We start from the raw sequence: 23127 nt of genomic DNA on the forward strand, positions 1-23127 counted from the left end.
CGATGTTTACCCCTGAAGTCGCCGTCGACCTGATCATCGAAGCATTGCATGTCGTCATGCTGCTGGTGGTGATCCTGGTCGTGCCGGGTTTGCTCATGGGCCTGCTGGTCGCGCTGGTGCAGGCGGCCACCTCGATCAATGAACAGACCATGAGTTTCCTGCCGCGCCTGCTGGTCACCCTGCTGGCCCTGATCCTGGCCGGACGCTGGATGGCCGGTTATCTGATGGATTATTGCGTGTCCATCTTTCAGCGCGCCGCCACCCTGGTCGGATAGCGCCGCGCGCCATGGATCAGATTTTCAATCAGGTGCTGCCGTTTCTGCTGGCCGTGTGGTGGCCGTTCTGCCGCATCCTGGCCATGCTCAGCGCCTCGCCCGTGATCGGCGACGCCATGGTGCCCGTCCCCGTGCGGGTGCTGCTGTCGCTGGTGCTGGCGATCCTGATGCTGCCCGTGATGCAGGCCTCGGGCGTGTCGCAGGACTTGCTGAAGATCGATCCGTTTTCGCTGCACGCCCTCGTCGCCACCCTGGAGCAAGCCATCATCGGCTTCGTCCTGGGCCTGGCCTTCCACTTCGCCATGTCCGTCATGTCGGTGCTCGGCTACCTGGTGTCGAGCCAGGTCGGCTTTTCCATGGCCGTCATGAACGACCCGCTCAATGGCACCTCGTCGGACGTGATCACGGGGATGCTCACCATCATGTGCATGATCGTGTTTTTCGCCATCGACGGCCACCTCGTGCTGACGGGCGTGATCGGCGCCAGCTTCACGGCCTGGCCCGTGGGGCAGGGCTACGGGCCGCTGCTGCTGCAGACGGTGGCGTACAACGTGGCGTGGATTTTCGCCGCCGCCATGCTGCTGGCCTTGCCCATCGTCTTTTCCACCATGGTGGTGCAACTGGGTTTCGGCTTCCTGAACCGCGTGGCGCCGTCGCTGAACCTGTTTTCGCTGGGCTTTTCCATGATCACCGTGTTCGGCCTGCTGATGCTGGGGCAGATCGTGCGCTTTATCCCGGAGCACTACATCGCCATGACGAACCGGGTGCTCGATATGATCGCCGAACAGATGCGGGTGGCCCATGGATAGCGCACGTACCAACAAGCTACTGCGCAGTCCACTTCCGGGCATCCGTTGCTCGCTGTACCTCCGTACAGCTGCGCTACTCAACCCGGCATTGAACTTGCTCGCTACGCTTGTAGGGCACGTGCGGAAAGGGGTGGCGCATGGCGGATAGCAGCACCGGCGACAAGACCGAAAAGGCGTCACAGCAAAAGCTGAAGAAGTCGCGCCAGGAAGGGCAGGTGGTGCGTTCGCGCGACCTGTCGACGGCGCTGGGCATCCTGATCAGCATGAAGGTTTTCATTTACCTGCTGCCAGGCTATCTGGTGAGCTTTCGCGAGCTGTTCGCCATGGCCTTCATGCCGCTCGACAGCAAGGGCGCACTGGAAAATGCCATGTCGATGGCGTTTACGACGTCGGTGGGCTTGCTGATCAAGATGATCGTGCCGCTGTTCTGCGTGCCTCTGTTTGTTGTGCTTGGTTCCCTGATTCCCGGCGGCTGGGTCATCAGCTCGAAGAACTGGATGCCGAAGATGGAGCGTCTGAGCCCGGCCAAGAATCTGGGCCGTCTGTTTGCGCCCAAGCATGCTTTTGAATTCGGCTTGTCGATCGCCAAGGCTGCCGTGCTGGGCATGGTGCTGGTGCATGTGAGCCGCTCCAGCCTGGTGCAATACGTGGACTTGCAACACCGGCCCCTGCAGCAGGCCATGCTCGACGGCTCGGCGCTGATGCTCGACGGCCTGATGGCGCTCATTTCCGTCTTCGTCCTGTTTGCCATCATCGACGTGCCGGCGCAGGCGTTTTTCTTTGCCCGCAACCAGCGCATGAGCAAGCAGGATGTCAAGGAAGAGCATAAAAGCAGCGAAGGCCGCCCCGAAGTGCGCCAGCGCATCCGCCAGTTGCAGCAGCAGATCGGCCGGCGCAGCGTGCGCAAGACCGTGCCCGACGCCGACGTGGTGATCGTCAACCCCGAGCATTACGCCGTCGCACTGAAGTATGACCAGGACCGCGCCGAGGCGCCGTTCGTCGTTGCCAAGGGCGTCGACGAGATGGCGCTGTATATCCGGCAAGTGGCGAAGGAACACAATATTGAAACGCTGGAGTTGCCGCCGCTGGCGCGCGCCATCTACAACACCAGCCAGGTGCAGCAGCAGATTCCCGTGCAGCTGTACCAGGCCGTGTCGCAGGTGCTGAACTACATCCTGCAATTGAAAGCATTCCGGTCCGGGCAGCGTGCCGCCCAGCCCGTATTACCCACCGAGATGGCCGTGCCATCTCATCTGAGCGAGGTAGTCCCTTCATGAATTTCCTGAACCGCGTGGTTGCTGAAATGCGCCGCCACAAGTTCGCCACGCCGCTGTTCCTGCTGGTGATCCTGGCAATGATCATCCTGCCGCTGCCGCCGGTGCTGCTCGATATCTTGTTCACTTTCAATATCGTGCTGGCACTGATCGTCATCCTCGTCAGCGTGTCGGCCAAGCGGCCGCTCGATTTCTCCGTCTTCCCGACGGTGATCCTGGCCACCACCATGCTCAGGCTGACCCTGAACGTGGCGTCGACGCGCGTGGTGCTGCTGCACGGTCACACGGGCGCGGATGCGGCCGGTAAGGTGATCGAGGCGTTTGGTAACGTGGTGATCGGCGGCAACTTCGTCGTCGGTATCGTGGTCTTCGTGATCTTGATGATCATCAACTTCGCCGTCGTCACCAAGGGCGCCGAGCGTATATCCGAGGTGTCGGCGCGCTTTACCCTCGACGCCTTGCCGGGCAAGCAGATGGCCATCGACGCCGACCTGAACGCCGGCCTGATCAATCAGGAAAAAGCCCAGATCCGCCGCAAGGACGTGGCTGCCGAAGCGGATTTCTATGGCGCCATGGACGGCGCGTCGAAGTTCGTGCGCGGCGACGCCGTTGCCAGTATCCTGATTTTGATCATCAATATGGTCGGCGGCGTGGCCATCGGCTCGCTGATGCACGACTTGTCGTTCGGCGATGCCTTCCGTCAATACGCACTGCTGACCATCGGTGATGGCCTGGTGGCGCAGATTCCGGCGCTGCTGCTGTCGGCCGCGGCCGCCATCCTGGTCACCCGCATCAGCGATTCGGGCGACTTCGAACAGCAAGTGGCAGGCCAGGTGCTGACCTCGCCAACGGTGATCTACAGCGCGGCCGGCATGATGGTGGCGCTGGCCCTGATTCCAGGCATGCCATGGTTTATGTTCATGACCTTCGCCGGCGTGCTGGCGTTTGTCGCCTGGCGATTGACCAAGCGCGTGAAGGGTCCCGATGCGGCCGGCATGGCGGCCATCGAGGCGGCCTTGCGCGACGAGCGTCCGGCCGAACTGGAGTGGCAGCAACTGCCTGCCGTGCAGCCGCTGATGGTGATGCTCGGCTATAAACTGGTCGGCATGGTGGATAAAACGCAAGGCGAGCCATTGAACAAGCGCGTCAAGGGCGTGCGCCAGAGCCTGTCCGAGGCGATGGGCTTGCTGCTGCCGAATATCGGCGTGCGCGACGACCTGGCCCTGAAGCCGTCGCAATACGCGATCGTGCTGTCGGGCACCGTCGTGGCGCAGGCGGAGGTGCAAGCCGACCGCCTGATGGCGATCCCGTCGCCGAACGTGTATGGCCAGCTGGACGGCATTCCCGGCATCGAGCCGGCCTACGGCATGCCCGTGACGTGGATTGAGCCGAGCGAGAAGGCGCATGCGCTTGGCCTCGGCTACCAGGTCATCGAGGCGCCCAGCGTGATCGCCACGCACTTGTCGAAGATGGTGCGCGAATACTTGCCGGAACTGTTCCGCCACGAAGATGTCTCGAACATGATGGAGCGACTGACGGCTCTGTCGCCCAAGCTGGCCGGCGCGCTGGACAAGGCGCTGACGCACACGCAGCTGCTGCGCGTGTTCCGCGTCTTGCTGGCGGAAAATGTGTCGCTGAAGGATATCGTGCCCATCGCCACCACCTTGCTCGACAGTTCGGAAACGACCAAGGATCCGATCCTGCTGGCGGCCGAAGTGCGCTGTGCGCTGCGGCGCCAGATCGTCAGCGGCCTGTTTGGCCAGAAGATGGAAATGCAGGCGTTTAACTTGGGTGGCGAGCTGGAAAACATGCTGCTCGGTTCGCTGAACCAGGCGCGCCAGTCGGGCAAGGTGACCCTCGATAATTATCCGATCGACCCGCACCTGCTGTCGCAGCTGCAAGTGAACATGCCGGTGGCGCGCGAACAGATGAAGCAGCAGGCCACGCCGCCATTGTTGCTGGTGCTGCCGCAGATCCGTCCGCTGCTGGCCCGCTACGCGCGCCTGTTCGCGCCGGGCCTGCACGTGCTGTCGTATAACGAGATCCCGGAAAACCGCGAAGTGAGCATCATCGGCACGGTGGGGTAATCGATGGACTAACAAAAACGGCGCTTCGGGCGCCGTTTTTTTTGTGCTGGATCAATCCTGCTCGTCGATGGGTGGCAGTAGCTCGTGTTCCTGGCCATCGGCCAGCAGCAGCACGGTGCTGGCTTGCGCCGTGTCTTCTTCGTCGCCATAGTCGTAACCGAGCGGCGCCGCCACTTCCTTCGAGACGATGATTTCTTCCTCCGGCTCGGCCGCGGGCGCCTCTGCAGGCGCCTCCGGATCGGCTGCCGCTTCCGCTTCGGGCCGCGTCAGCAGCAGGGCCACTTCGGCCATGGCGCGGAACAGGGCCAGCGACAGCGACGCGGCGCCCGCCTGCATCGGGTAATTGCCGTGCACGCGCTGCGCATGCAGCTGGCGGTTCAGGCGGCAGCGCACCACGCGCAGGCCGGCGCGCCGCACGGCGTCGGCGATCTCGGGCAGGGCCAGGCGCAAATGGCGCAATGCCGCTTCCTCGTCGGCAGCCAGTTCCAGCAGCACGCCGTCGCCGGACGGCTCCATCTGGATCACGACCCGGCCGATGCCGATGATGATCAGCTCGACGCGCAGCGCCACCTTGCCGCGCCGCCTCGGTGTTGCTTCTTCGTCTTCGTCGCTGGCCAGCACGCGCAGCAGCAGGCGCTGGCCGCCCCAGCCATACACGGCAAAGCGCCACGCTTCGCTGTCGACCGTCAACGGCGGACGGGCGCCTTCGCGCAGCAGGGCCGGTTGCTGCTCAGCCATGAACAGATTGCCCGGCACGTGCTGGCCGCGCGCCTGCTCCTGCAGCGCCGCGTATTGCTCGCCATACGTTTTGACCATCACGCGCCACGAGGCGGCCAGCTGCGCCGCGTCGGGCGGCTGCCAGACCAGCTGGCGCGTGAAGAATAGTTGATTGACCTGCATGGCGCTGCTGTCGCGCGGCATGGCGCCGCCCGTGCCGTCGGCATTGGGCTTGATGAGGGACGCCAGGCTGTCCTGTCCCTTCTGCTGCAGCTGGGCGGGCAGGGTGCCGGCGTCGGGGGCGGGCGCCATGTAGGGGCCGATGGGCACCAGCGGCTGGACCACGCCCGGCACCATCGGCGTAGCGGGGCTGACGTCGAAGCGCTGGGTTATCAGGGGAACCGGGTTGCCCGATGAAATGCGGTCTATCGCCATGCCACTGTGTCCAGATGAAGGTCTATAAAAGCCGGTGAATCAGGCGGTATCAGCCATCATGGCTGCAACAGCGACAGTATCATTTTCTGCATGCTCTGGCTTTGCTTGAGCATCGCCGTGCTGGCCTGCATCAGCATTTGCGCCGACACCATGTTGGCGCTTTCCGCCGCGTAATCGACATCCATGATGCGGCCGATGGCGGCCTTGGTGTTGGTGACCATGTTGGCCAGGTTGTTGTGCACGTGGTCGAGGCGGTTGGCCGCCGCGCCCAGGGCAGAGCGCACGCCGCCGACCTGGTCGAGCGCTGCCGCCAGCTGGTCGATCATGCTGTTGGCGCTCCCATTCGTGCCGATCTCGCTGCCGGCCGTGCCGGTGGCGGCAAAGTTGGCGGAAATGGCTTTCAGTATCGTGTCCAGGCTGCCCATCTTGCCCGACACGTCGAAGTCCATGGTTTCGCTGCTGCTGGCGCCGATCTGGAAGGTCATCGCCTCCGACAGCGTGCCCTTGCCGACACCACCATTGCCCAGCAGCAGGCTGCCGCCGTAGGAGGTGTTGGTCAAGACGTTGTACAGCTCGAGCCCCAGCGCATCGTACTCGGCCTGCATGGCGTCGCGGTCGGTCTGGTTGGAGGAGGCGTCGGCCGCCTGCGTGGCCAGGTCTTTCATGCGTACCAGCATGTCGGTGACTTCGCCAAACGCGCCTTCGGCCGTCTGCAGCATCGAGGTGCTGTTCTGCGTATTGCGCATGGCCACCGTCATGCCGCTGACCTGGGCGCTGAGCCGCGTGGCGATCTGCAGGCCCGCAGCGTCGTCCATGGCCGAGTTGATGCGAAAGCCGGTGGAGAGGCGCATCATCGACGTCGACAGACGGCTTTGCGCACTGGCTGCGGCGCTTTGGGCGTACATTGCGGCGATATTGGTGTGAATGCTCAGCACGTGGCGGCTCCGGTGGGCGGTGAGGGTGAGTCGGGTCTATCTTGTATAGGCGACTACGGCGCCAGTATTGTTAAATCGAAAGGCAATATAGTCAAATAAATACGTTTTGCGCATAAAAAAAGCCAGACCGCGGTCTGGCTTGGCGTTGCTGGCCGCGGACGGCCAGGCAAAGATTATTGCAGCAAGGACATGACCATCGAGGACATGCTGTTGCTTTGTTTCAGCATCGCGGTGCCGGCTTGCAGCAGCATTTGCGACGACGTCATGTTCGAGCTTTCGGTGGCGAAATCGACGTCCATGATGCGGCCGGTAGCGGCTTTGGTGTTGGTGGCGATGTTCGACAGGTTGCTGTTGACGTGGTCGAGGCGATTGGCTGCAGCACCCAGGGCCGAACGCACGGTGCTGACCTTGTCGATGATGGTGGCCAGGTTGCCGATGGTGGTGTTTGCTTTGCCGGCTGCGGTCAGTTCGTCGCCGACGCCGGTACTGACAGCCAGGAAGTTCTTGGCGGAAGCGCCTGTCAGCAAGCCATCGAGTGCAGCCATGTCGGTTTGCACGGTGAAGTCCATGGTTTCCGATTTTGCGGCGCCGATCTGGAACGTCATTTTGGCTTCCGACAGGGTGCCGTTACCAGTCGTGCCTTTACCCAGCAATTTTTCGCCGCCGAACGTGGTGTTCGTCATCACGTTGTACAGTTCCAGGCTCAGTGCGTCGTATTCAGCTTGCATGGCGCCCTTGTCGGCCGTGTTCGACGAGGCATCGGCAGCTTGCGTGGCCAGATCCTTCATGCGCACCAGCATGTTGGTGACTTCGCCGAACGCGCCTTCAGCCGTTTGCAGTAAAGAGGTGCTGTTTTGCGTGTTGCTCATGGCGACCGTCATGCCGCTGGTCTGGGCTTTCAGGCGGGTGGCGATCTGCAGGCCGGCAGCGTCGTCCATAGCCGAGTTGATGCGGTAGCCGGTGGACAGGCGGGTCATCGAGGTCGACAGTTGCGATTGGGTCTTGGCGATCGAGTTTTGTGCGGACAGCGATGCGTTATTGGTGTGAAGGCTCAGCATTGTATTGCTCCTGGTAAGTAAATTCGTCGAGCGGCAGGTAATTTCTTGCCCTCACCCCTACAAGGCGACATGGGCGCGTATTTCATTAAATTCCACATGGAAATTTTTTATCTGGCGCGCCGCCATGAAAAAAGCCCCGGCAATCGCTTGCCGGGGCTTTCATGTGGCGCCAGGCGCCAGTGATTACTGCAGCAGGGACATGACCATCGAGGACATGCTGTTGCTTTGTTTCAGCATCGCGGTGCCGGCTTGCAGCAGCATTTGCGACGATGTCATGTTCGAACTTTCGGTGGCGAAATCAACGTCCATGATGCGGCCGGTAGCGGCCTTGGTGTTGGTCGAGATGTTCGACAGGTTGCTGTTGACGTGGTCGAGGCGGTTGGCGGCGGCGCCCAAGGCCGAGCGCACGACGCTGACGCTGTCGATGGCTGCTGCCAGGCTGCCGATGGCGGCATTTGCCGAAGCGCTCAGTTCGGTACCTGTTGCCGCTGCGTTATGATTGACGCTGGCGCTGGTCAGGCTGGTGGCAACGCTGGCCATTGCGGTATCCAGCTTGATGGTCATAGTTTCCGATGCGGCCGCGCCGATCTGGAAAGTCATGCCGGCGGCGGCGGCAATGGTGCCGCCCGTCAACAACGCTTGTCCGCCGAATGTCGTGTTTTTCATCACGTTACCCAGTTCCAGGCCCAGCGCGTCGTATTCTGCCTGCATGGCGCCTTTGTCGGCCGTGTTCGACGAGGCATCGGCAGCTTGCGTGGCCAGATCCTTCATGCGCACCAGCATGTTGGTGACTTCAGCGAAGGCGCCTTCGGCCGTTTGCAGCAGCGAGGTGCTGTTTTGCGTGTTGCTCATGGCGACCGTCATGCCGCTGGTCTGGGCTTTCAGGCGGGTGGCGATCTGCAGGCCGGCAGCGTCGTCCATGGCCGAGTTGATGCGGTAGCCGGTGGACAGGCGGGTCATCGAGGTCGACAGTTGCGATTGGGTCTTGGCGATCGAGTTTTGTGCGGACAGCGATGCGTTGTTGGTATGAAGGCTCAGCATTGTATTGCTCCTGGTAAGTGAATTCGTCGAGCGGCAGGTGATTTCTTGCCCTCATCCCTACAAGGCGACAAGTACGCGCCTTTCATTAAATTCCACATGGAAATTTTTTATCTGGCGCGCCGCCATGAAAAAAGCCCCGGCAATCGCTTGCCGGGGCTTTCATGTGGCGCCAGGCGCCAGTGATTATTGCAGCAGGGACATGACCATCGAGGACATGCTGTTGCTTTGTTTCAGCATCGCGGTGCCGGCTTGCAGCAGCATTTGCGACGACGTCATGTTCGAGCTTTCGGTGGCGAAATCGACGTCCATGATGCGGCCGGTAGCGGCCTTGGTGTTGGTCGAGATGTTCGACAGGTTGCTGTTGACGTGGTCCAGGCGGTTGGCGGCGGCACCCAGTGCCGAACGTACCACACTGACGCTGTCGATGGCTGCCACCAGGCTGCCGATGGTTGCGTTGGCCAGGGTTTTCAGTTCCGTGCCGCCGGCGGTGCCGGTGAAGTTGGCGGTGGCCGAACCCAGTGCGGTGCCAACGCTACCCATCGAGACGGACAGGTCGATCGACATGGTTTCCGATTTCGCGGCGCCGATCTGGAACGTCATGGGGTTGGTAATCGTGCCGCCGGTCAGCAGAGCCTGGCCGCCGAAGGTGGTGTTGTTCATCACGTTGGACAATTCCAGGCCCAGCGCGTCGTACTCGGCTTGCATGGCGCCCTTATCGGCAGTGTTCGACGAAGCATCGGCAGCTTGCGTGGCCAGATCCTTCATGCGCACCAGCATGTTGGTGACTTCAGCGAACGCGCCTTCGGCCGTTTGCAGCATCGAGGTGCTGTTTTGCGTGTTGCTCATGGCGACCGTCATGCCGCTGGTCTGGGCTTTCAGGCGGGTAGCGATCTGCAGGCCGGCAGCGTCGTCCATGGCCGAGTTGATGCGGTAGCCGGTGCTCAGGCGGGTCATCGAGGTCGACAGTTGCGATTGGGTCTTGGCGATCGAGTTTTGCGCGGACAGCGATGCGTTGTTGGTGTGAAGGCTCAGCATTGTATTGCTCCTGTAGGATATATTCAGCGAGACGCGCTATTTTTCTGCTCTCACAAGCACAAGGCGGCCATTTTTACTTATGCATTAAATGCTACATGGAAATATTTTTTATCTTGCCCTGAACCCGCGATGAATTTAGTTGTCATTGAAATAATGTCAAAAGATATACTTTTAACTATTTTTTTATCGCGTCCCGCGCGCGCAATTGCTCTTCTGCAATTAACAAACCCCGGTCGCGGCTTTTGATCCGCTTCGCGGGTGTGCCCGCATAGATTCCCCATGCCGGCAGCGACTTGGTGACCAGGCTGAGCGCGCCAACGGCGACGCCTTCGCCAAGCTGTGCGCCGGGCAGCACCACGCTGCCCGAGCCGATGATGACGTGCCTGCCCAGGTGGACGGCACCGCTTTTGCAGTTTGTAAATTCCGCCGGCACGGTGGGGTTGGTCATGCTCGCTCCGCTGTAGTCGTCGGTCCTGCTGTACAGGCGCACGCCTTGCGACAAGCCGACGTAGTCTTCCAGCGTGATGCCGGCGCCGCCGGAGAGAAAGCAGCCGCCGCCAATGTGAACGTAGCTGCCGATGCGGATATGGCCACCTGCCGCCACCAGGGTGCTATAGCCATCGATGCGCACGTTGTTGCCGATCGCGATATTGTCGATGCCGATGATGACGCAGTTCCTGGCGATGCGCACGTTGTGGCCGAGGCTGCGAAACCCCGCGCCGTGCAAGTCTTCTTCGGTGTAATAGCCGGGATTGAAAAGTTCAGACATGGTCATCCTTGTGCGGGTGTGCGGCGCGGGCGCCGGCTTCCAGGTGGCGGCGCTTGCTTTCTGCCAGTTCGGCAATGACGCGCAGCGCCTCGCCGTCGTCGGCCGTCATGTTTTGCAGGAAATGCGCGTTATTCTCGCGTATCCAGCTCAGCGGCAGTTCCCACCAGGCCAGCGCCAGCAGGGCTGCGCGCACTTCCTCGCTGAAGCGGAAGCGCAGCAGGCGCGCGGGCGTCCCTGCGTAAATGCCGTAGGGTTCGCTGCGGAAATTGGGCGGCACCAGCGTGCGCGCACCGATGACGCAGCCATTCTCGATGACCGCGCCGCCCAATATCATCGCCTCGTCGCCGATCCACACATCGTTCTTGATGACCGTATCGGCATATTGGGGAATCGGGCTGTTTTCCAGGCCCATGCCGCCCAATGCCAGAAGATACGTCGAAATGGTGCGCATGTCGTGCTGGCCGTTGAGGATGAAGCGCAGATTCGCGCCGCCGGAAACGTAGCGCCCGATTTGCAGGTGCTGCGCGGTCGAATCGTATTTGGCTTGCGAACCGATGCCGATGCCGGAACAGCGGCCGATGGTAAATCGCCCGAAGTCCGGCTCATTGCCCAGCCAGTTACGGAAAAAGCCATGCGGTATCAGGGTCTGTCCGCCGTCCTTGTAGGACAGCACGGTAAATTGTGCCGCCCAGCGATGGTCGTCGATGGTGCCGAAAAAGTCGGTGTCTGTGGAAATATTCATGGAATCAGGCCGGCCTGTGCATGCCGCTCGATGATGGCGCAGATGGCATCGACCTGATCGAGGCCCAGGCCGGGATAGATGGGCAGGCAGATGATTTGCCGCGATGCCTGCAGCGCGTTCGGCAGATTGCTGTGGGCGGCGGTCGGCATGCTGCGGTACATGGGGAAGTCGCTGATGAGCGGATAGAAATAGCGGCGCGCGTAGATATCTTGGTCCCGCAGCAGCTGGAACAGTGCGTCGCGGCTGGTGCCGTAGGCTTCCTTGACGAGAATGGGGAAGTAGGAATGGTTGGCCGATTCCTCTTCGCCAGCCGGCAGGCAGTCGATGCCGGCGATGGCCGCCAGCCGTTCCCGGTAACGGGCATCGATGGCGCGCCGCTGCAGCCGTGCCGCGTCGATGCCCTTCAATTGCAGGAGGCCGAATGCGGCGTTGATCTCGCTCATCTTGCCGTTGATGCCGGGTGCCACCACCGTCACTTCGTCGACGAAGCCGAAATTTTTCAGATGGTCGATGCGCTGCTTGGTCTTGGCGTCGGGGCAGACGATCGCGCCACCTTCAAAGGTATTGAAAATTTTCGTGGCGTGAAAACTCAGCACGGACAGGTCGCCGCAATTGAGCACGCTGCTGCCCTTGTGGCGCACGCCGAACGCATGCGCCGCGTCGTAGATGACTTTCAAGCCATAGTTGTCGGCGATTTTTTCGATGCGTTCCACCTCGCAGGGACGGCCATAGCAGTGCACCGGCATGATGGCGGTGGTGTGCGGCGTGATGGCTGCCTCGATCCTGGCGGGATCCATATTCAGGCTCAGCGGGTCGATATCGACAAAAATGGGCTTGATGCCATTCCAGAGCAGCGAGTGGGCGGTGGCGACGAAGGAGTAGGGCGTGGTGATCACTTCGCCGGTGATGCGCAGCGCTTGCAGGGCCGTGATCAGTGCCAGCGTCCCATTGGTAAACAGGCAGATGTGCTTGACGCCCAGATAGTCGCACAAAGCCTGTTCCAGTTGCTGGTGGAACGGGCCGCCGTTGGTGAGGATTTTATTTTTCCAGATATCTTCCAGATATGGCAGGAAGTCTTGCAAATCCGGCATAAGCGGCTGCGTGACGTAAATCGGCTTCTTGTCGCTCATGATGGCATCACCTGCTTGCAGGTGTCGCCTGGCGCAATGGCGAACGATGCCGGCGGCAAGCCGCTGCACCAGCGCTGCCACATGGTGCGGAACGCCTGTTCCATATTGTGTGCAATGGCCCGCGAGTCGGCCAGCGCCGACACTTGCATGCGGTTGCGCAAGTCTGCGCGCAGAACGGCCAGTTGCATGATGTTGCTAGATAGGAATATTCCCTTGCGGAGGAAATCCTCGTCGTCGGTCGTGATGAAGGCGTCGAGACCCACATGCTGCAAGATGCAGGCGCCGGCATGGCTCGGTACGCTTGTACCCTTGAGCGTCAGCGTGGGCACGCCCATCCATAGCGCATGCAGCGTGGTGGTGCCGCCCGTGTACGGGAAGGTGTCGAGGCAGACGTCGATTTGCTGGTGCAGGGCCAGGTAGCCGCTCAGGTGGGTGCGGCCGTGGAAAGTCAGGCGGTCGGCGGCGATGCCTTCTTGCGCGAACCAGGCTTGCAAGGTGGCGATATCGCTGTCTTTTTGCATGGCAGCAAGATGCATTTTCGCTTCTGGAAGGGCTCGCAGCAGCTTTGCCCAGCGAGCGATGACGCCTGGATTGAGCTTGCTGAGCCGATTGAAGCTGCCGAAGGTCAGGTAGCCGTTGCCCAGCGCTGGTGCGCGGACCAGTTCCGGGGAGTCGGACGATGGCAGGAAGGGCACGCTGGCAGGCAGTAGCACGACTTTTTCCGTGAAGTACTTTTCATCGACGTCGAATTGCGGATCGGTCAGATAGTAATCCATGGTTTTCAGGCCCGTTGTGCCGGGATAGGCGATCCAGCTGACCTGAATCGGCGCCAGTTTGCGGCCTAAGGCCGTCAGGCGGTTGAAGGCCGTATGGCTGGACAGGTCGACCAGGATGTCGATGCCGTCTTCCCGGATCTTTTCCTGCAAGCTGCTGTCGCTCACCTCGATGATGTTTTGCCAATGGGGGAAATAGCCGCGCAGGCGCTGCGTGACGGCGTCTTCCAGCGTATTGTTGTAATAGGCGTACAGGCTCAGGCCGGGGCTGGCGCTCAGGTGCGCCACCACGGGCACGACGAAGTTGGACACCACGTGCGAATTGAAGTCGCCCGAGACAAAGCCCACCCTGATGCGCCGCGCGGGATCGTTGTCGTTGCAGAAAACGTGGCCCTCCGCTGTCTCGTCCGTGGAAGGGCGGTCGAAGGCATCACCGAAGCGGCAATGCTCGTCAAACAGGCTTTGGGCGTCGATATCGACGCTATGGCTGAGGCAAAATAACAGCGCGCTGTGGCTCTCCGGAATGTGCGGCGCCACTGCCCGCGCGCGGTAGCCGCTGGCAATGGCTTCCTCCAGATGGCCTTCGGCGTGGAGCAGCGAGCACAGGTTGATTTCTGCCGCCGCGTAGTCGGGCTTGATTTCCAGAGCGCGCCGGAACGCGGCCAGCGCTTCCTTGCTTTTGCCCATGGTGCGCATGATATTACCCAAATGAAAATATAATTCTTCATCATCTGGCTCGGATTCCAGCGCCGTGTTCAGGCACGTCAATACATCCTGATACTGTTTCAGCACCAGGTAGGCGGCGACCAGATTGTTCCGTGCCGCCCGGTAATCGGGTTTGATCTGCAGCGCGCGCTGGAAGCTGCGCACGGCGTCCTGTACATTCCTGTCCTCGTGCAGCGCCTGGCCCAGCCGGTTATGCACCTCCGCGTCGTCCGGTAATGCAAGGGTGGCGGCGCGAAAGCTGTCGGCAGCGGCACCAAACTGTTTCTGGCGCAGCAGCGCATTGCCCAGATTAAACGTCGCCAGCGCGTAGTCTGGCTTCAAGGCCAGGGCGCGGCGGTAGCTCGCCACAGCCTCGTCCAGCCTGTTTTCCGCCTGGAGCAGGTTACCCAGGTTGCAGTGCGCCTCGGCAAACGCCGGCTCGATTTCGAGCGCCCGCAGATAGCAGTCGCGGGCTGCATCCAGTTTCCCGGCCGTTTGCCAGGCATTGCCCAAGTGTCCATGCGCCTGCGCATCGTGCGGCGCCAGTTCCACCGTCCGCTGCAGCGTGGCCAGAGCATCCTTGCCTTGCACCTGCAGGGCCGTCCCCAGCACGCTCCAGCCGAATGGCGAGTCTGGATAGATTTCCAGCAATTGCCGGCAGGCCGCTTCCATCTGTTCATGCTGGCCCGCCTGGTACAACTGCACGATGTGGTCCATTTCCGGCTGCGACGGCGACAGGGCCGCCAGCGCGACCGCCTCCCGCGCCTGCTGGCGCAGCGCTTGCGAGGCAGCATTGTCGAGGCCGCGGGCGATGGCGGTGTCGACGATGTCGAGCGCTTCGTCGGGCTGTCCCGCCTGCAGCAAGCCCTGCGCATAAGATAGCCAGAACTGGCCCTCGTCCGGGGCGACGGACAGCGCCTTGCGCAAATACGGCAAGCCGGCCACATGCTGGCCTACTTGCCCGGCCAGCAAACCCAGGTTGTGGTTGGCGATGGCATGGTAGGGCTGGGCCTGCAGGATCGACAGGTAGATTTCTTCCGCCTCGGCAAAATGCCCTGCTTGGTGTTCAGCGATGGCCAGCTGTAATTCGGTGTCGGGGGAGACTGCGGGAGGGAGGGTCGGGTGCATGGGCTGGGGCGGGCAGAAATGTTTAGCAACGGGAATTGTAACTGGTGACAGTGCCCGTGAGAAACTTTCCGAGGGGAATTTGTTGACGCACGCTGCCCGAATGTGCACTTGCTGTTGCAGTTAGTCCAAAGTGCGGGCAATTCTGATCCTTCTGACAAAAAAACAGCGCACTGCCGGACGGGAGCGCGCTGTTCTGGCCGATTCTCAGCCGGTGCTGCGATGCCTTGCAGTTACATATTCGGATAATTCGGCCCGCCGCCGCCTTCCGGTGTCACCCACACGATGTTCTGCGTCGGGTCCTTGATGTCGCAGGTCTTGCAGTGCACACAGTTCTGCGCATTGATCTGCAGGCGTTCGGCGCCGTCGTCGTTCTTCACGAATTCGTACACGCCGGCGGGACAGTAACGCGCTTCCGGACCCGCATACGTGGCCAGGTTGACGTCGACGGGCACGCTGGCGTTCTTCAACGTCAGGTGGATCGGCTGGTCTTCCGCGTGGTTCGTGTTCGAGATGAACACGGACGACATTTTGTCGAAAGTCAGCTTGCCATCGGGTTTCGGATACACGATCTTTTTCGACTGGGCGGCCGGTTTCAGGCATTCGTGGTCGCCATGCGAGTGGTGCAGGGTCCACGGCGCCTTGCCGCGGAAGATCAGCTGGTCGATGCCCGTCATCAGGCTGCCCAGGTACAGGCCCTTCGACAGCCATGGCTTGACGTTGCGCGCCACGTGCAGCTCTTCATGCAGCCACGATTTCTCGAAAGCAACAGGATAGCTCGTCAGTTCATCGTGCTGGCGCTGTTCGCCCAGCGCGCCGAAGGCCGCGTCCGCCGCCAGCATGCCGCTCTTGATGGCCGCGTGGCTGCCCTTGATGCGGCTCATGTTCAGGAAGCCCGCATCGCAGCCGATCAGCGCGCCGCCGGCAAACACCAGTTTCGGCAACGATTGCAGGCCGCCGGCCGCAATCGCGCGCGCGCCGTAGGAGATGCGCTTGCCGCCTTCGAAGAACTTGCGGATTTCCGGATGCGTTTTATAGCGCTGGAATTCCTCGTACGGCGACAGGTAGGGGTTCTCGTAATTGAGGCCCACCACATAGCCGACCATCACCTGGTTGTTTTCCAGGTGGTACAGGAAGGAGCCGCCGTAGGTTTTCGTGTCCAGCGGCCAGCCGCTCGAGTGGATCACCAGGCCCGGCTTGTGCTGGGCCGGGTCGATTTCCCACAATTCCTTGATGCCGATACCGTACGACTGCGGGTCCTTGCCGGCGTTCAAGTCATACTTGGCCATCAATTGCTTGCCCAGGTGACCGCGCGCGCCTTCGGCGAACAAGGTGTACTTGGCGTGCAATTCCATGCCCAGCTGGAAGTCGGGGCCCGGTTCGCCGTCGCGCTTGACGCCCATGTTGCCGGTCGCCACGCCTTTCACGGAGCCGTCGTCGTTGTAGAGGATTTCCGCGGCAGGGAAGCCCGGGAAGATTTCCACGCCCAGGTTTTCCGCCTGCTGGCCCATCCAGCGCACCACATTGCCGAGCGAGACGATGTAATTGCCGTGGTTTTCAAAGCAGGCCGGCACGGCGAAGCCCGGCGTTTTATACGCTTTCGTTTCGGTCAGGAACAAGATGCGGTCTTCCGTCACTTCCGTGTTCAGGGGCGCGCCCAGTTCTTTCCAGTTCGGAATCAGTTCGCTCAAAGCTTTCGGGTCCATGATGGCGCCCGACAGGATATGCGCGCCCAGTTCGCCGCCTTTTTCCAGCACGCAGACGGACACTTCCTGGCTCTTTTCAGCGGCCAGCTGCTTCAGGCGGATCGCCGCGGCCAAGCCTGCGGGGCCACCGCCGACGATCACCACGTCATACTCCATGGTTTCGCGCGGTCCGTACTGTTCAACTAAGTTATTAGGCTGTGTCATGGTCTCGATTGTTAGTAACTAAATAGGTAGCAAGGATAGGGAATAAAGCATCATCGGGGAAATTTAAGCACGAGTGTGCTTGTTTTTGGCGAGGATTGCAACTTTGGCGCCATTTTGCGTGACATTGCCCCTCGCCGCAATCTAAATCCGGCCATTTTGTGTAATGATGGCGTTTACCTTTGCTCAAGTGCGGCGCAGGGTATTTTGCCCCTGCGCCATCGGCACGGCGTAAAGTGTTATCTAAAATAAAACAGGAGTAGCTCGTGGGCATAGAAGTCAATTTCGAGGGCAAGATTGCCCTGATTACCGGCGCATCGAGCGGCCTCGGCGCGCGCTTTGCGAAAGTGCTGGCCCAGGCCGGCGCACAGGTCGTGCTGGCGTCGCGCCGCACCGAACGCCTGAAGGAGTTGCGCGCCGAAATCGAAGCGGACGGCGGCGCCGCGCACGTGGTGTCGCTCGACGTGACCGACTTCGCCAGCATCAAGTCGGCCATCGCGCATGCGGAAACGGAAGCTGGCCCCATCGATATCCTCGTCAACAATTCCGGTGTCTCCACCACGCAACGTCTGGTCGACGTCACGCCCGAAGATTACTCGTTCGTGATGGACACCAACCTGCGCGGATCGTTCTTCGTGGCCCAGCAAACGGCCAAGCGCATGATCGCGCGCGCCAAGGGCGACCCGAAGAAACAGCACCGCATCATCAATATCGCCTCGATGGCGGGCTTGCAGGTGCTGCCGCAGATCGGCGTGTATTGCATGAGCAAGGCGGGCATGGTGCACATGACGCGCGCCATGGCGGTGGAGTGGGGGAAATATGGCATCAACACCAACGCCATCTGTCCTGGCTATATTTCCACGGAAATCAATGAAGATTACTTCGCCACCGAGCAGGGCAAGAAGCTGATCGAAATGCTGCCGAATAAACGTCCGGGCAAGCCGGAAGACCTCGACGGCCTGTTGCTGCTGCTGGCGGGCGAGGATTCGCATTTCATCAACGGCGCCATCATTTCCGCAGACGGTGGAATGAGTACCTTCTAACGCTGCAACTGCAGCCCCACCAGCTTGTGCACGAGTTCCGACGACGTCGATGCGGCGAACTTGCGCATCAGCTTGGCGCGGTGCATTTCCACCGTGCGGGGGCTGAGGTCGATCTGGCGGGCGATGACCTTGCTGGTCTTGCCTTCCACCAGCAGGGCGGCGATTTCGCGCTCGCGCGGGGTCAGTTCGGCCGTCACGGGACGTTTCTCGCTGACATCCTCGAACGTCCAGATGCCCGCTCCCAGCGGTTTGTTCGGCAGCATGGCGTGGCCCGTGACGTGGCACCAGAACAATTCCCCATTACTGCGGCGCATGATGCGCTCGTCCGAATAGCGCCCTTTGGCGTTCATGATGGGGATGATGCGGTCACCCGTGCGCAGGAATTCGTCGTGCGTGGGGTAGAGTACTTCGAAGGACTGGTCGTCGAGCTGGGCGCGCGCATAGCCGAACATGGCTGCCAGCGCTTCGTTGCAGCTGCGCATGATACGGTTTTCCGACATGCACATGCCCACGGGCGCGTGCAGGAAGATGCTTTCATAATCGATGGCTGACGCGGCGTTCATCTGATACGTATCACTCTCACAGGGGGATTGCCGGCACGGCGCCGGTAGTTCTACGGTATTGTACTTTCCACTCGCGTATTTTATGCTGAGTCGCTGCCTGAGTCATGGACTCAAGACCAAAGCTTAACAAAAGATAGAGGGACACCCATGAATAAAGTTTATCCTGACGCCGCCTCGGCGCTGGCCGGTATCGTCCAAGATGGCCAGACCATCGCCGTCGGCGGCTTCGGCCTGTGCGGCATTCCCGAAGCCCTGATCGGCGCCTTGCGCGATTCGGGCGTGACGGGCCTGACGGCCATTTCGAATAACGCCGGCGTGGACGGCTTCGGCCTGGGCCAGCTCTTGACCACGCGCCAGATCAAGAAAATGATCGCCTCCTACGTGGGTGAAAACAAGGAATTCGCGCGCCAGTACCTGGCCGGCGAACTGGAACTGGAATTCACGCCGCAAGGCACTCTGGCTGAAAAACTGCGCGCCGGCGGCGCCGGCATTCCCGCCTTCTTCACCAAGACGGGCGTGGGCACCATCGTTGCCGACGGCAAGGAACTGCGCGAATTCGACGGCGAGCAATACGTGATGGAGCGCAGCCTCGTGGCCGACGTGTCGCTGGTCAAAGCCTACATGGCCGACCGTGCAGGCAATTTGGTCTACCGCAAGACGGCGCGCAATTTCAACCCGAACGTGGCCATGGCCGGCAAGATCACCATCGTCGAAGTGGAAAAACTGGTGGAAGTGGGCGAGATCGACCCGGACCAGGTCCACACGCCGAGCATCTTCGTGCACCGCATCGTGGTCAACGCGAACCCGGAAAAACGCATCGAGCAGCGCACCGTGCGCACTGAAGCATAAAACAGAATACGGAGATTATTATGGCTTGGACGAGAGATGAGATGGCCGCGCGCGCGGCAAAGGAATTGCAGGATGGCTTTTATGTGAACCTGGGCATCGGCTTGCCGACCCTGGTGGCCAACTATGTGCCGGAGAACATCGAAGTATTCCTGCAGTCGGAAAACGGCTTGCTGGGCATCGGCCCGTTCCCCACCGATGCGGAAGTCGATGCCGACCTGATCAACGCGGGCAAACAGACGGTGACGGCCTTGCCCGGCGCCGCCTACTTCAGCTCGGCCGATTCGTTTGGCATGATCCGCGGCGGCAAGATCAACCTGGCCATCCTGGGCGCCATGCAAGTGTCGGAAAAGGGCGACCTGGCAAACTGGATGATTCCAGGCAAAATGGTCAAGGGCATGGGCGGCGCGATGGACCTGGTTGCCGGCGTCAAGCGCGTGGTCGTGCTGATGGAACACGTGGCCACGGCCAAGGATGGCACGACGTCGCACAAGCTGCTGAAGCAGTGCGACTTGCCGCTGACGGGCGTGGGCGTGGTCGACGTCATCATCAGCGACCTGGGCGTGATCGATGTGACGGAAAACGGCTTGAAGCTGGTGGAGCTGGCGCCGGGCGTGACCAAGGAACAAGTGCAGGCGGCCACGGGCGCTGAGCTGGACGTCTCCGCCGTGTAAGCTCGGCGGATCGTCGTATGAAAGCAGGGCGGACAGCGATGTCCGCCCTTTTTTATGCGGCCGCCTTGCCGCGCAGCCCGTCCAGGCTGTAGGCGCCGGCGCCCGCTGCTGCGAAATACAGGAAGGTGAAGCAGTACATCACGGCCATTTCGCCGCCGTTCAGGATCGGCAGGAAACCTGCTGGCGCATGCGCCATGAAATAGGCGGCCGCCATCTGGCCCGACAGGATGAAAGCGACGGGGCGCGTGAACAGGCCAACCAGCAGCAAGGTACCGCCGACCAGTTCGATGACGCCGGCCGCGCCCATCACGGAAAACAGTTGCAAGCCATCGAACATGGCCACGTGCGGCGCGCCGAACAGCTTGGCCGTGCCGTGTTGCAGGAAGAGGAAACCGAGGATGATGCGCAGCAGGCCCAGCAAACGTGGGCTCCAGGTGGCGTAAAAGGCGGGCGAGAGGGACATGACGTACTCCATTCAAAGGTGGATGGTTCGGTGTCAGGCTTGCATTAACGCAATGTCATTATGCGCGAGCCTGGCGGCGAACAGGTGACAGTACTGTAATGGTTTTTGATTCATTGATCATCATGGTAAATATTGATGCATGATTTACTATTGGTTGATGATGCGATATAGCCCACGCGCAATGAAAAAAGCCCCGCGGATCGCTCCGCGGGGCTTTTCAAGTGCTTGAGGCGCTTACTTGACGATATTTACGGCCGGCGCAACAAACGCGTCATCGGCGGGATGGGTAGGATGGGCCAGCTCGCTGTGCAGCTTGTCCATGTCCAGTTCTTTTTCCCATTTCGACACGACGATGGTGGCCACGCCGTTGCCGACAAAATTGGTCAGCGCGCGGCATTCGCTCATGAAGCGGTCGATGCCCAGGATCAGCGCCATGCCGGCCACGGGAATCGTCGGCACGACGGCCAGGGTGGCGGCCAAGGTGATGAAGCCGGCGCCCGTGATGCCGGAGGCGCCTTTCGACGTCAGCATCGCCACGCCGAGGATGGTCAGTTCCTGCCAGATGGTCAGTTCCGTGTTGGTGGCTTGCGCCACGAACAGGGCGGCCATGGTCATGTAGATATTGGTGCCGTCCAGGTTGAACGAGTAGCCGGTCGGCACGACCAGTCCGACGACTGGCTTGGAGCAGCCCAGGCGTTCGAGTTTTTTCATCAGGGCTGGCAGGGCCGATTCCGACGAGCTGGTACCGAGCACGATCAGCAGTTCTTCCTTGATGTACAGCAGGAAGCGGCCGATGGAGAAGCCCGTGTACTTGGCGATCAGGCCCAGCACGACGAAGACAAACAGGAAGCAGGTCAGGTAGAACGAGCCCATCAGCTTGGCCAGCGGGATCAGCGAAGCCAGGCCGTATTTACCGATGGTAAAGGCCATCGCGCCGAACGCGCCGATCGGAGCGACTTTCATGATGATGTTGACCATGCCGAAGATGGCATGCGACAGGTCGTCGATCAGCTTGGTGACCGGACGGCCGCGCTCGCCCAGCAGGGACAGCGAGAAGCCGAACAGGATGGCGATCAACAGCACTTGCAGGATGTCGCCCTTGGCGAAGGCGTCAACGAAGGTCTTCGGGATGATGTTCATCACGAAGTCGACCGTCGACATGCCTTCGGCGTGCGTGTATTGCGCGATCGACTTGGCGTCCAGGTGGGCCGGATCGGCGTTGAAGCCGGCGCCCGGTTTGAGGATATTGGCGACCAGCAAGCCGATGGCCAGCGCGAAGGTGGAGACCACTTCGAAGTACAGCAGCGCCTTGCCGCCCACTCGGCCGATCTTCTTGACGTCCTGCATGCCGGCGATACCGGAGACCACGGTACAGAAGATCACCGGGGCGATGATCATCTTGATCAGTTTGATAAAGCCGTCGCCCAGCGGTTTCATGTCGACGGCGTTCGAAGGGTAGAACACCCCCAGCAGCACGCCGGCCACAATGGCGAACAGCACCTGTACGTACAGGATTTTATAGAATGGTTTTTTCACGAGTGGTCTCCTCTTGCGGGTTGATGCTGCGATCATCCGCCCATTGCCAGGCCGCCTCAATTGTGGATAACCGCAGATATGCAGTTTCGCTATATCGGGTATTGCGCCATGGCGACCGTGCCAGTGCTGTGCTGCGGCGCAGCATTTCAGGCGCGCGCTTGGAGCATTGCCCGCGCTGCGCTACACTGCCGTAGCGTCGCGCGCGGGACACCTCTTGGCGGGCAGGAAGCGGTGCTCTTTTTACATCGAATAAGGAAATCGCATGATCGAAGCGAGCATCAAGTCAGTGCAATGTATTTCCCCCGCAGGCTTGCATACCATGTCGTACAAGGAGTGGGGCGCGGCCGATAATCCGAACGTGCTCGTCTGCGCCCATGGCGTGACGCGCGTGGCGGACGACTTCGACAACCTGGCACGCGCCATGGCCAGCGATTACCGCGTGATCTGCCCCGACGTGGTGGGGCGCGGGCGCTCGGGCTGGCTGGCCAACCCGCAGTTTTACCGCGTGCCGCAATATGTGAGCGACATGGTGACCCTGCTGGCGCGCGTGCTGGCCAATGGCGAGCGCCAGACGGTGGACTGGTTCGGCACCTCGATGGGCGGCTTGATCGGCCTGGGCCTGGCGTCCTTGCCGCACAGCCCGATCAGCAAGCTGGTGCTGAACGATATCGGCCCGACCCTGGCGCCGGAAGCCTTGCAGCGCATCGGCGACTACATCGGCCAGGATCTGCGTTTCGAGACGTTTGAACAGGGCGCCAGGTTTGTGCGCGACGTGTCCGCCAGCTTTGGCCCGCACACGGACGCGGAATGGCATAAACTGGCGGTGGATGTGTTGCGGCAAGACAAGGATGGCCACTGGCGCCGCCACTATGATATGGGACTGGCCATGCCGTTCCGCTCGGCCACGCCGGAATCGGCGGCCAGCGACGAAGCCATGCTGTGGGCCGCGTATGATGCCGTACGCTGCCCGACTCTGCTGGTGCGCGGCTCGGAATCCGATTTGCTGTCGCACGAGACGGCGCAGATCATGCTCGGTCGCGGCCCGAAAGCGGAGCTGGTGGAAATCGCCGGCGTGGGCCATGCGCCCACTTTCGTCCATGACGACCAGATCGCCATCGCGCGCAAGTTTTTGCTGGGCAAGTAATAGTCAGTAACAATCAGTAACGCTGTACAGATTTTGAAACA

General features: G+C 61.2%; 21 protein-coding genes. 8 read left to right on the forward strand and 13 right to left on the reverse strand.

The window, feature by feature from the left end:
- Positions 1–2 precede the first annotated feature (2 nt).
- The 4 genes from KO539_RS16075 (at position 3) to KO539_RS16090 (ending at position 4445) form a co-directional block, all read left to right on the forward strand.
- On the forward strand, positions 3–275 hold the full coding sequence (locus KO539_RS16075) for a flagellar biosynthetic protein FliQ (protein ID WP_034757874.1): 273 nt from the start codon (positions 3–5) through the stop codon (positions 273–275).
- Between the two features lie 11 nt (positions 276–286).
- The gene (locus KO539_RS16080) at positions 287–1084 is read left to right on the forward strand and encodes a flagellar biosynthetic protein FliR (RefSeq protein ID WP_219310537.1); all 798 of its coding nucleotides are present in this window, start codon (positions 287–289) and stop codon (positions 1082–1084) included.
- 137 nt (positions 1085–1221) lie between these two features.
- The gene (locus tag KO539_RS16085) at positions 1222–2361 is read left to right on the forward strand and encodes a flagellar biosynthesis protein FlhB (protein ID WP_099402300.1); all 1140 of its coding nucleotides are present in this window, start codon (positions 1222–1224) and stop codon (positions 2359–2361) included.
- Positions 2358–4445 carry a flagellar biosynthesis protein FlhA gene (locus tag KO539_RS16090; protein ID WP_035818030.1) on the forward strand — a complete coding sequence of 696 codons (2088 nt, stop codon included), beginning with the start codon at positions 2358–2360 and terminating at the stop codon, positions 4443–4445. Before KO539_RS16085 ends, KO539_RS16090 begins: the two co-directional genes overlap by 4 nt.
- 51 nt (positions 4446–4496) lie before the next feature.
- On the opposite strand, the gene KO539_RS16095 is transcribed toward KO539_RS16090, so the two are convergent.
- From KO539_RS16095 to KO539_RS16140, 10 genes are all read right to left on the reverse strand, one after another.
- Positions 4497–5597, reverse strand: a complete 1101-nt coding sequence (locus KO539_RS16095) for a hypothetical protein (RefSeq protein WP_219310538.1) — start codon at positions 5595–5597, stop codon at positions 4497–4499.
- Between the two features lie 56 nt (positions 5598–5653).
- Positions 5654–6532: a flagellin gene (locus KO539_RS16100; RefSeq protein WP_219310539.1), complete on the reverse strand. Its 879-nt coding sequence runs from the start codon at positions 6530–6532 to the stop codon at positions 5654–5656.
- A gap of 173 nt (positions 6533–6705) precedes the next feature.
- On the reverse strand, positions 6706–7590 hold the full coding sequence (locus KO539_RS16105) for a flagellin (RefSeq protein ID WP_219310540.1): 885 nt from the start codon (positions 7588–7590) through the stop codon (positions 6706–6708).
- 183 nt (positions 7591–7773) lie between these two features.
- Positions 7774–8631 (reverse strand): flagellin, encoded by an 858-nt coding sequence (locus KO539_RS16110; RefSeq protein ID WP_219310541.1) that lies wholly within the window; start codon positions 8629–8631, stop codon positions 7774–7776.
- A 183-nt stretch (positions 8632–8814) separates the two neighbouring features.
- Positions 8815–9666, reverse strand: coding sequence for a flagellin (locus tag KO539_RS16115; RefSeq protein ID WP_219310542.1), 852 nt, complete (start codon positions 9664–9666; stop codon positions 8815–8817).
- Positions 9667–9841: 175 nt separating this feature from the next.
- The gene (locus KO539_RS16120; RefSeq protein ID WP_219310543.1) at positions 9842–10435 is read right to left on the reverse strand and encodes an acyltransferase; all 594 of its coding nucleotides are present in this window, start codon (positions 10433–10435) and stop codon (positions 9842–9844) included.
- Positions 10428–11177, reverse strand: a complete 750-nt coding sequence (locus KO539_RS16125) for a CatB-related O-acetyltransferase (protein WP_219310544.1) — start codon at positions 11175–11177, stop codon at positions 10428–10430. Before KO539_RS16125 ends, KO539_RS16120 begins: the two co-directional genes overlap by 8 nt.
- The gene (locus KO539_RS16130; protein WP_219310545.1) at positions 11174–12307 is read right to left on the reverse strand and encodes a DegT/DnrJ/EryC1/StrS aminotransferase family protein; all 1134 of its coding nucleotides are present in this window, start codon (positions 12305–12307) and stop codon (positions 11174–11176) included. The genes KO539_RS16125 and KO539_RS16130 overlap by 4 nt, the downstream gene beginning before the upstream one ends.
- Entirely contained in the window at positions 12304–14913 is a 2610-nt protein-coding gene (locus KO539_RS16135) for a tetratricopeptide repeat protein (protein WP_219310546.1), read from the reverse strand. The genes KO539_RS16130 and KO539_RS16135 overlap by 4 nt, the downstream gene beginning before the upstream one ends.
- 230 nt (positions 14914–15143) lie before the next feature.
- Positions 15144–16820: an electron transfer flavoprotein-ubiquinone oxidoreductase gene (locus tag KO539_RS16140; RefSeq protein WP_181877842.1), complete on the reverse strand. Its 1677-nt coding sequence runs from the start codon at positions 16818–16820 to the stop codon at positions 15144–15146.
- Positions 16821–17083: 263 nt separating this feature from the next.
- Between KO539_RS16140 and KO539_RS16145 the strand changes: the two genes are divergently transcribed.
- On the forward strand, positions 17084–17860 hold the full coding sequence (locus KO539_RS16145) for an SDR family oxidoreductase (protein WP_034752351.1): 777 nt from the start codon (positions 17084–17086) through the stop codon (positions 17858–17860).
- On the opposite strand, the gene KO539_RS16150 is transcribed toward KO539_RS16145, so the two are convergent.
- Entirely contained in the window at positions 17857–18423 is a 567-nt protein-coding gene (locus tag KO539_RS16150) for a LuxR C-terminal-related transcriptional regulator (protein ID WP_035818062.1), read from the reverse strand. The two genes, KO539_RS16145 and KO539_RS16150, sit on opposite strands and share 4 nt — an antisense overlap.
- 147 nt (positions 18424–18570) lie before the next feature.
- Between KO539_RS16150 and KO539_RS16155 the strand changes: the two genes are divergently transcribed.
- Entirely contained in the window at positions 18571–19272 is a 702-nt protein-coding gene (locus KO539_RS16155) for a CoA transferase subunit A (protein WP_034784215.1), read from the forward strand.
- A 20-nt stretch (positions 19273–19292) separates the two neighbouring features.
- A complete protein-coding gene (locus KO539_RS16160; protein ID WP_035818065.1) occupies positions 19293–19943 on the forward strand; it encodes a CoA transferase subunit B in 651 nt (216 codons plus the stop codon).
- A 52-nt stretch (positions 19944–19995) separates the two neighbouring features.
- On the opposite strand, the gene KO539_RS16165 is transcribed toward KO539_RS16160, so the two are convergent.
- Both KO539_RS16165 and KO539_RS16170 read right to left on the reverse strand, forming a co-directional pair.
- Positions 19996–20406, reverse strand: a complete 411-nt coding sequence (locus KO539_RS16165; RefSeq protein WP_219310547.1) for a DoxX family protein — start codon at positions 20404–20406, stop codon at positions 19996–19998.
- Positions 20407–20640: 234 nt separating this feature from the next.
- Positions 20641–21978: a dicarboxylate/amino acid:cation symporter gene (locus tag KO539_RS16170; protein ID WP_257626313.1), complete on the reverse strand. Its 1338-nt coding sequence runs from the start codon at positions 21976–21978 to the stop codon at positions 20641–20643.
- Positions 21979–22204: 226 nt separating this feature from the next.
- Between KO539_RS16170 and KO539_RS16175 the strand changes: the two genes are divergently transcribed.
- Complete coding sequence (locus KO539_RS16175; protein ID WP_219310549.1) at positions 22205–23086, forward strand: alpha/beta fold hydrolase; 882 nt, start codon at positions 22205–22207, stop codon at positions 23084–23086.
- Positions 23087–23127 lie beyond the last annotated feature (41 nt).

Origin of the sequence: Janthinobacterium sp. NKUCC06_STL, assembly GCF_019345455.1 — a bacterium.
Lineage (GTDB): Bacteria > Pseudomonadota > Gammaproteobacteria > Burkholderiales > Burkholderiaceae_D > Janthinobacterium > Janthinobacterium rivuli.

Bases quoted from the DNA above. Each gene is read 5' to 3' on its own strand.
- KO539_RS16085 (WP_099402300.1), top strand. From the start codon at position 1,222: ATGGCGGATAGCAGCACCGGCGACAAGACCGAAAAGGCGTCACAGCAA.
- KO539_RS16075 (WP_034757874.1), top strand. From the start codon at position 3: ATGTTTACCCCTGAAGTCGCCGTCGACCTGATCATCGAAGCATTGCAT.
- KO539_RS16110 (WP_219310541.1), bottom strand. From the start codon at position 8,631: ATGCTGAGCCTTCATACCAACAACGCATCGCTGTCCGCACAAAACTCG.
- KO539_RS16095 (WP_219310538.1), bottom strand. From the start codon at position 5,597: ATGGCGATAGACCGCATTTCATCGGGCAACCCGGTTCCCCTGATAACC.
- KO539_RS16135 (WP_219310546.1), bottom strand. From the start codon at position 14,913: ATGCACCCGACCCTCCCTCCCGCAGTCTCCCCCGACACCGAATTACAG.
- KO539_RS16140 (WP_181877842.1), bottom strand. From the start codon at position 16,820: ATGACACAGCCTAATAACTTAGTTGAACAGTACGGACCGCGCGAAACC.
- KO539_RS16115 (WP_219310542.1), bottom strand. From the start codon at position 9,666: ATGCTGAGCCTTCACACCAACAACGCATCGCTGTCCGCGCAAAACTCG.
- KO539_RS16130 (WP_219310545.1), bottom strand. From the start codon at position 12,307: ATGAGCGACAAGAAGCCGATTTACGTCACGCAGCCGCTTATGCCGGAT.
- KO539_RS16080 (WP_219310537.1), top strand. From the start codon at position 287: ATGGATCAGATTTTCAATCAGGTGCTGCCGTTTCTGCTGGCCGTGTGG.
- KO539_RS16120 (WP_219310543.1), bottom strand. From the start codon at position 10,435: ATGTCTGAACTTTTCAATCCCGGCTATTACACCGAAGAAGACTTGCAC.
- KO539_RS16165 (WP_219310547.1), bottom strand. From the start codon at position 20,406: ATGTCCCTCTCGCCCGCCTTTTACGCCACCTGGAGCCCACGTTTGCTG.
- KO539_RS16155 (WP_034784215.1), top strand. From the start codon at position 18,571: ATGAATAAAGTTTATCCTGACGCCGCCTCGGCGCTGGCCGGTATCGTC.
- KO539_RS16125 (WP_219310544.1), bottom strand. From the start codon at position 11,177: ATGAATATTTCCACAGACACCGACTTTTTCGGCACCATCGACGACCAT.
- KO539_RS16150 (WP_035818062.1), bottom strand. From the start codon at position 18,423: ATGAACGCCGCGTCAGCCATCGATTATGAAAGCATCTTCCTGCACGCG.
- KO539_RS16090 (WP_035818030.1), top strand. From the start codon at position 2,358: ATGAATTTCCTGAACCGCGTGGTTGCTGAAATGCGCCGCCACAAGTTC.
- KO539_RS16175 (WP_219310549.1), top strand. From the start codon at position 22,205: ATGATCGAAGCGAGCATCAAGTCAGTGCAATGTATTTCCCCCGCAGGC.
- KO539_RS16170 (WP_257626313.1), bottom strand. From the start codon at position 21,978: ATGATCGCAGCATCAACCCGCAAGAGGAGACCACTCGTGAAAAAACCA.
- KO539_RS16105 (WP_219310540.1), bottom strand. From the start codon at position 7,590: ATGCTGAGCCTTCACACCAATAACGCATCGCTGTCCGCACAAAACTCG.
- KO539_RS16160 (WP_035818065.1), top strand. From the start codon at position 19,293: ATGGCTTGGACGAGAGATGAGATGGCCGCGCGCGCGGCAAAGGAATTG.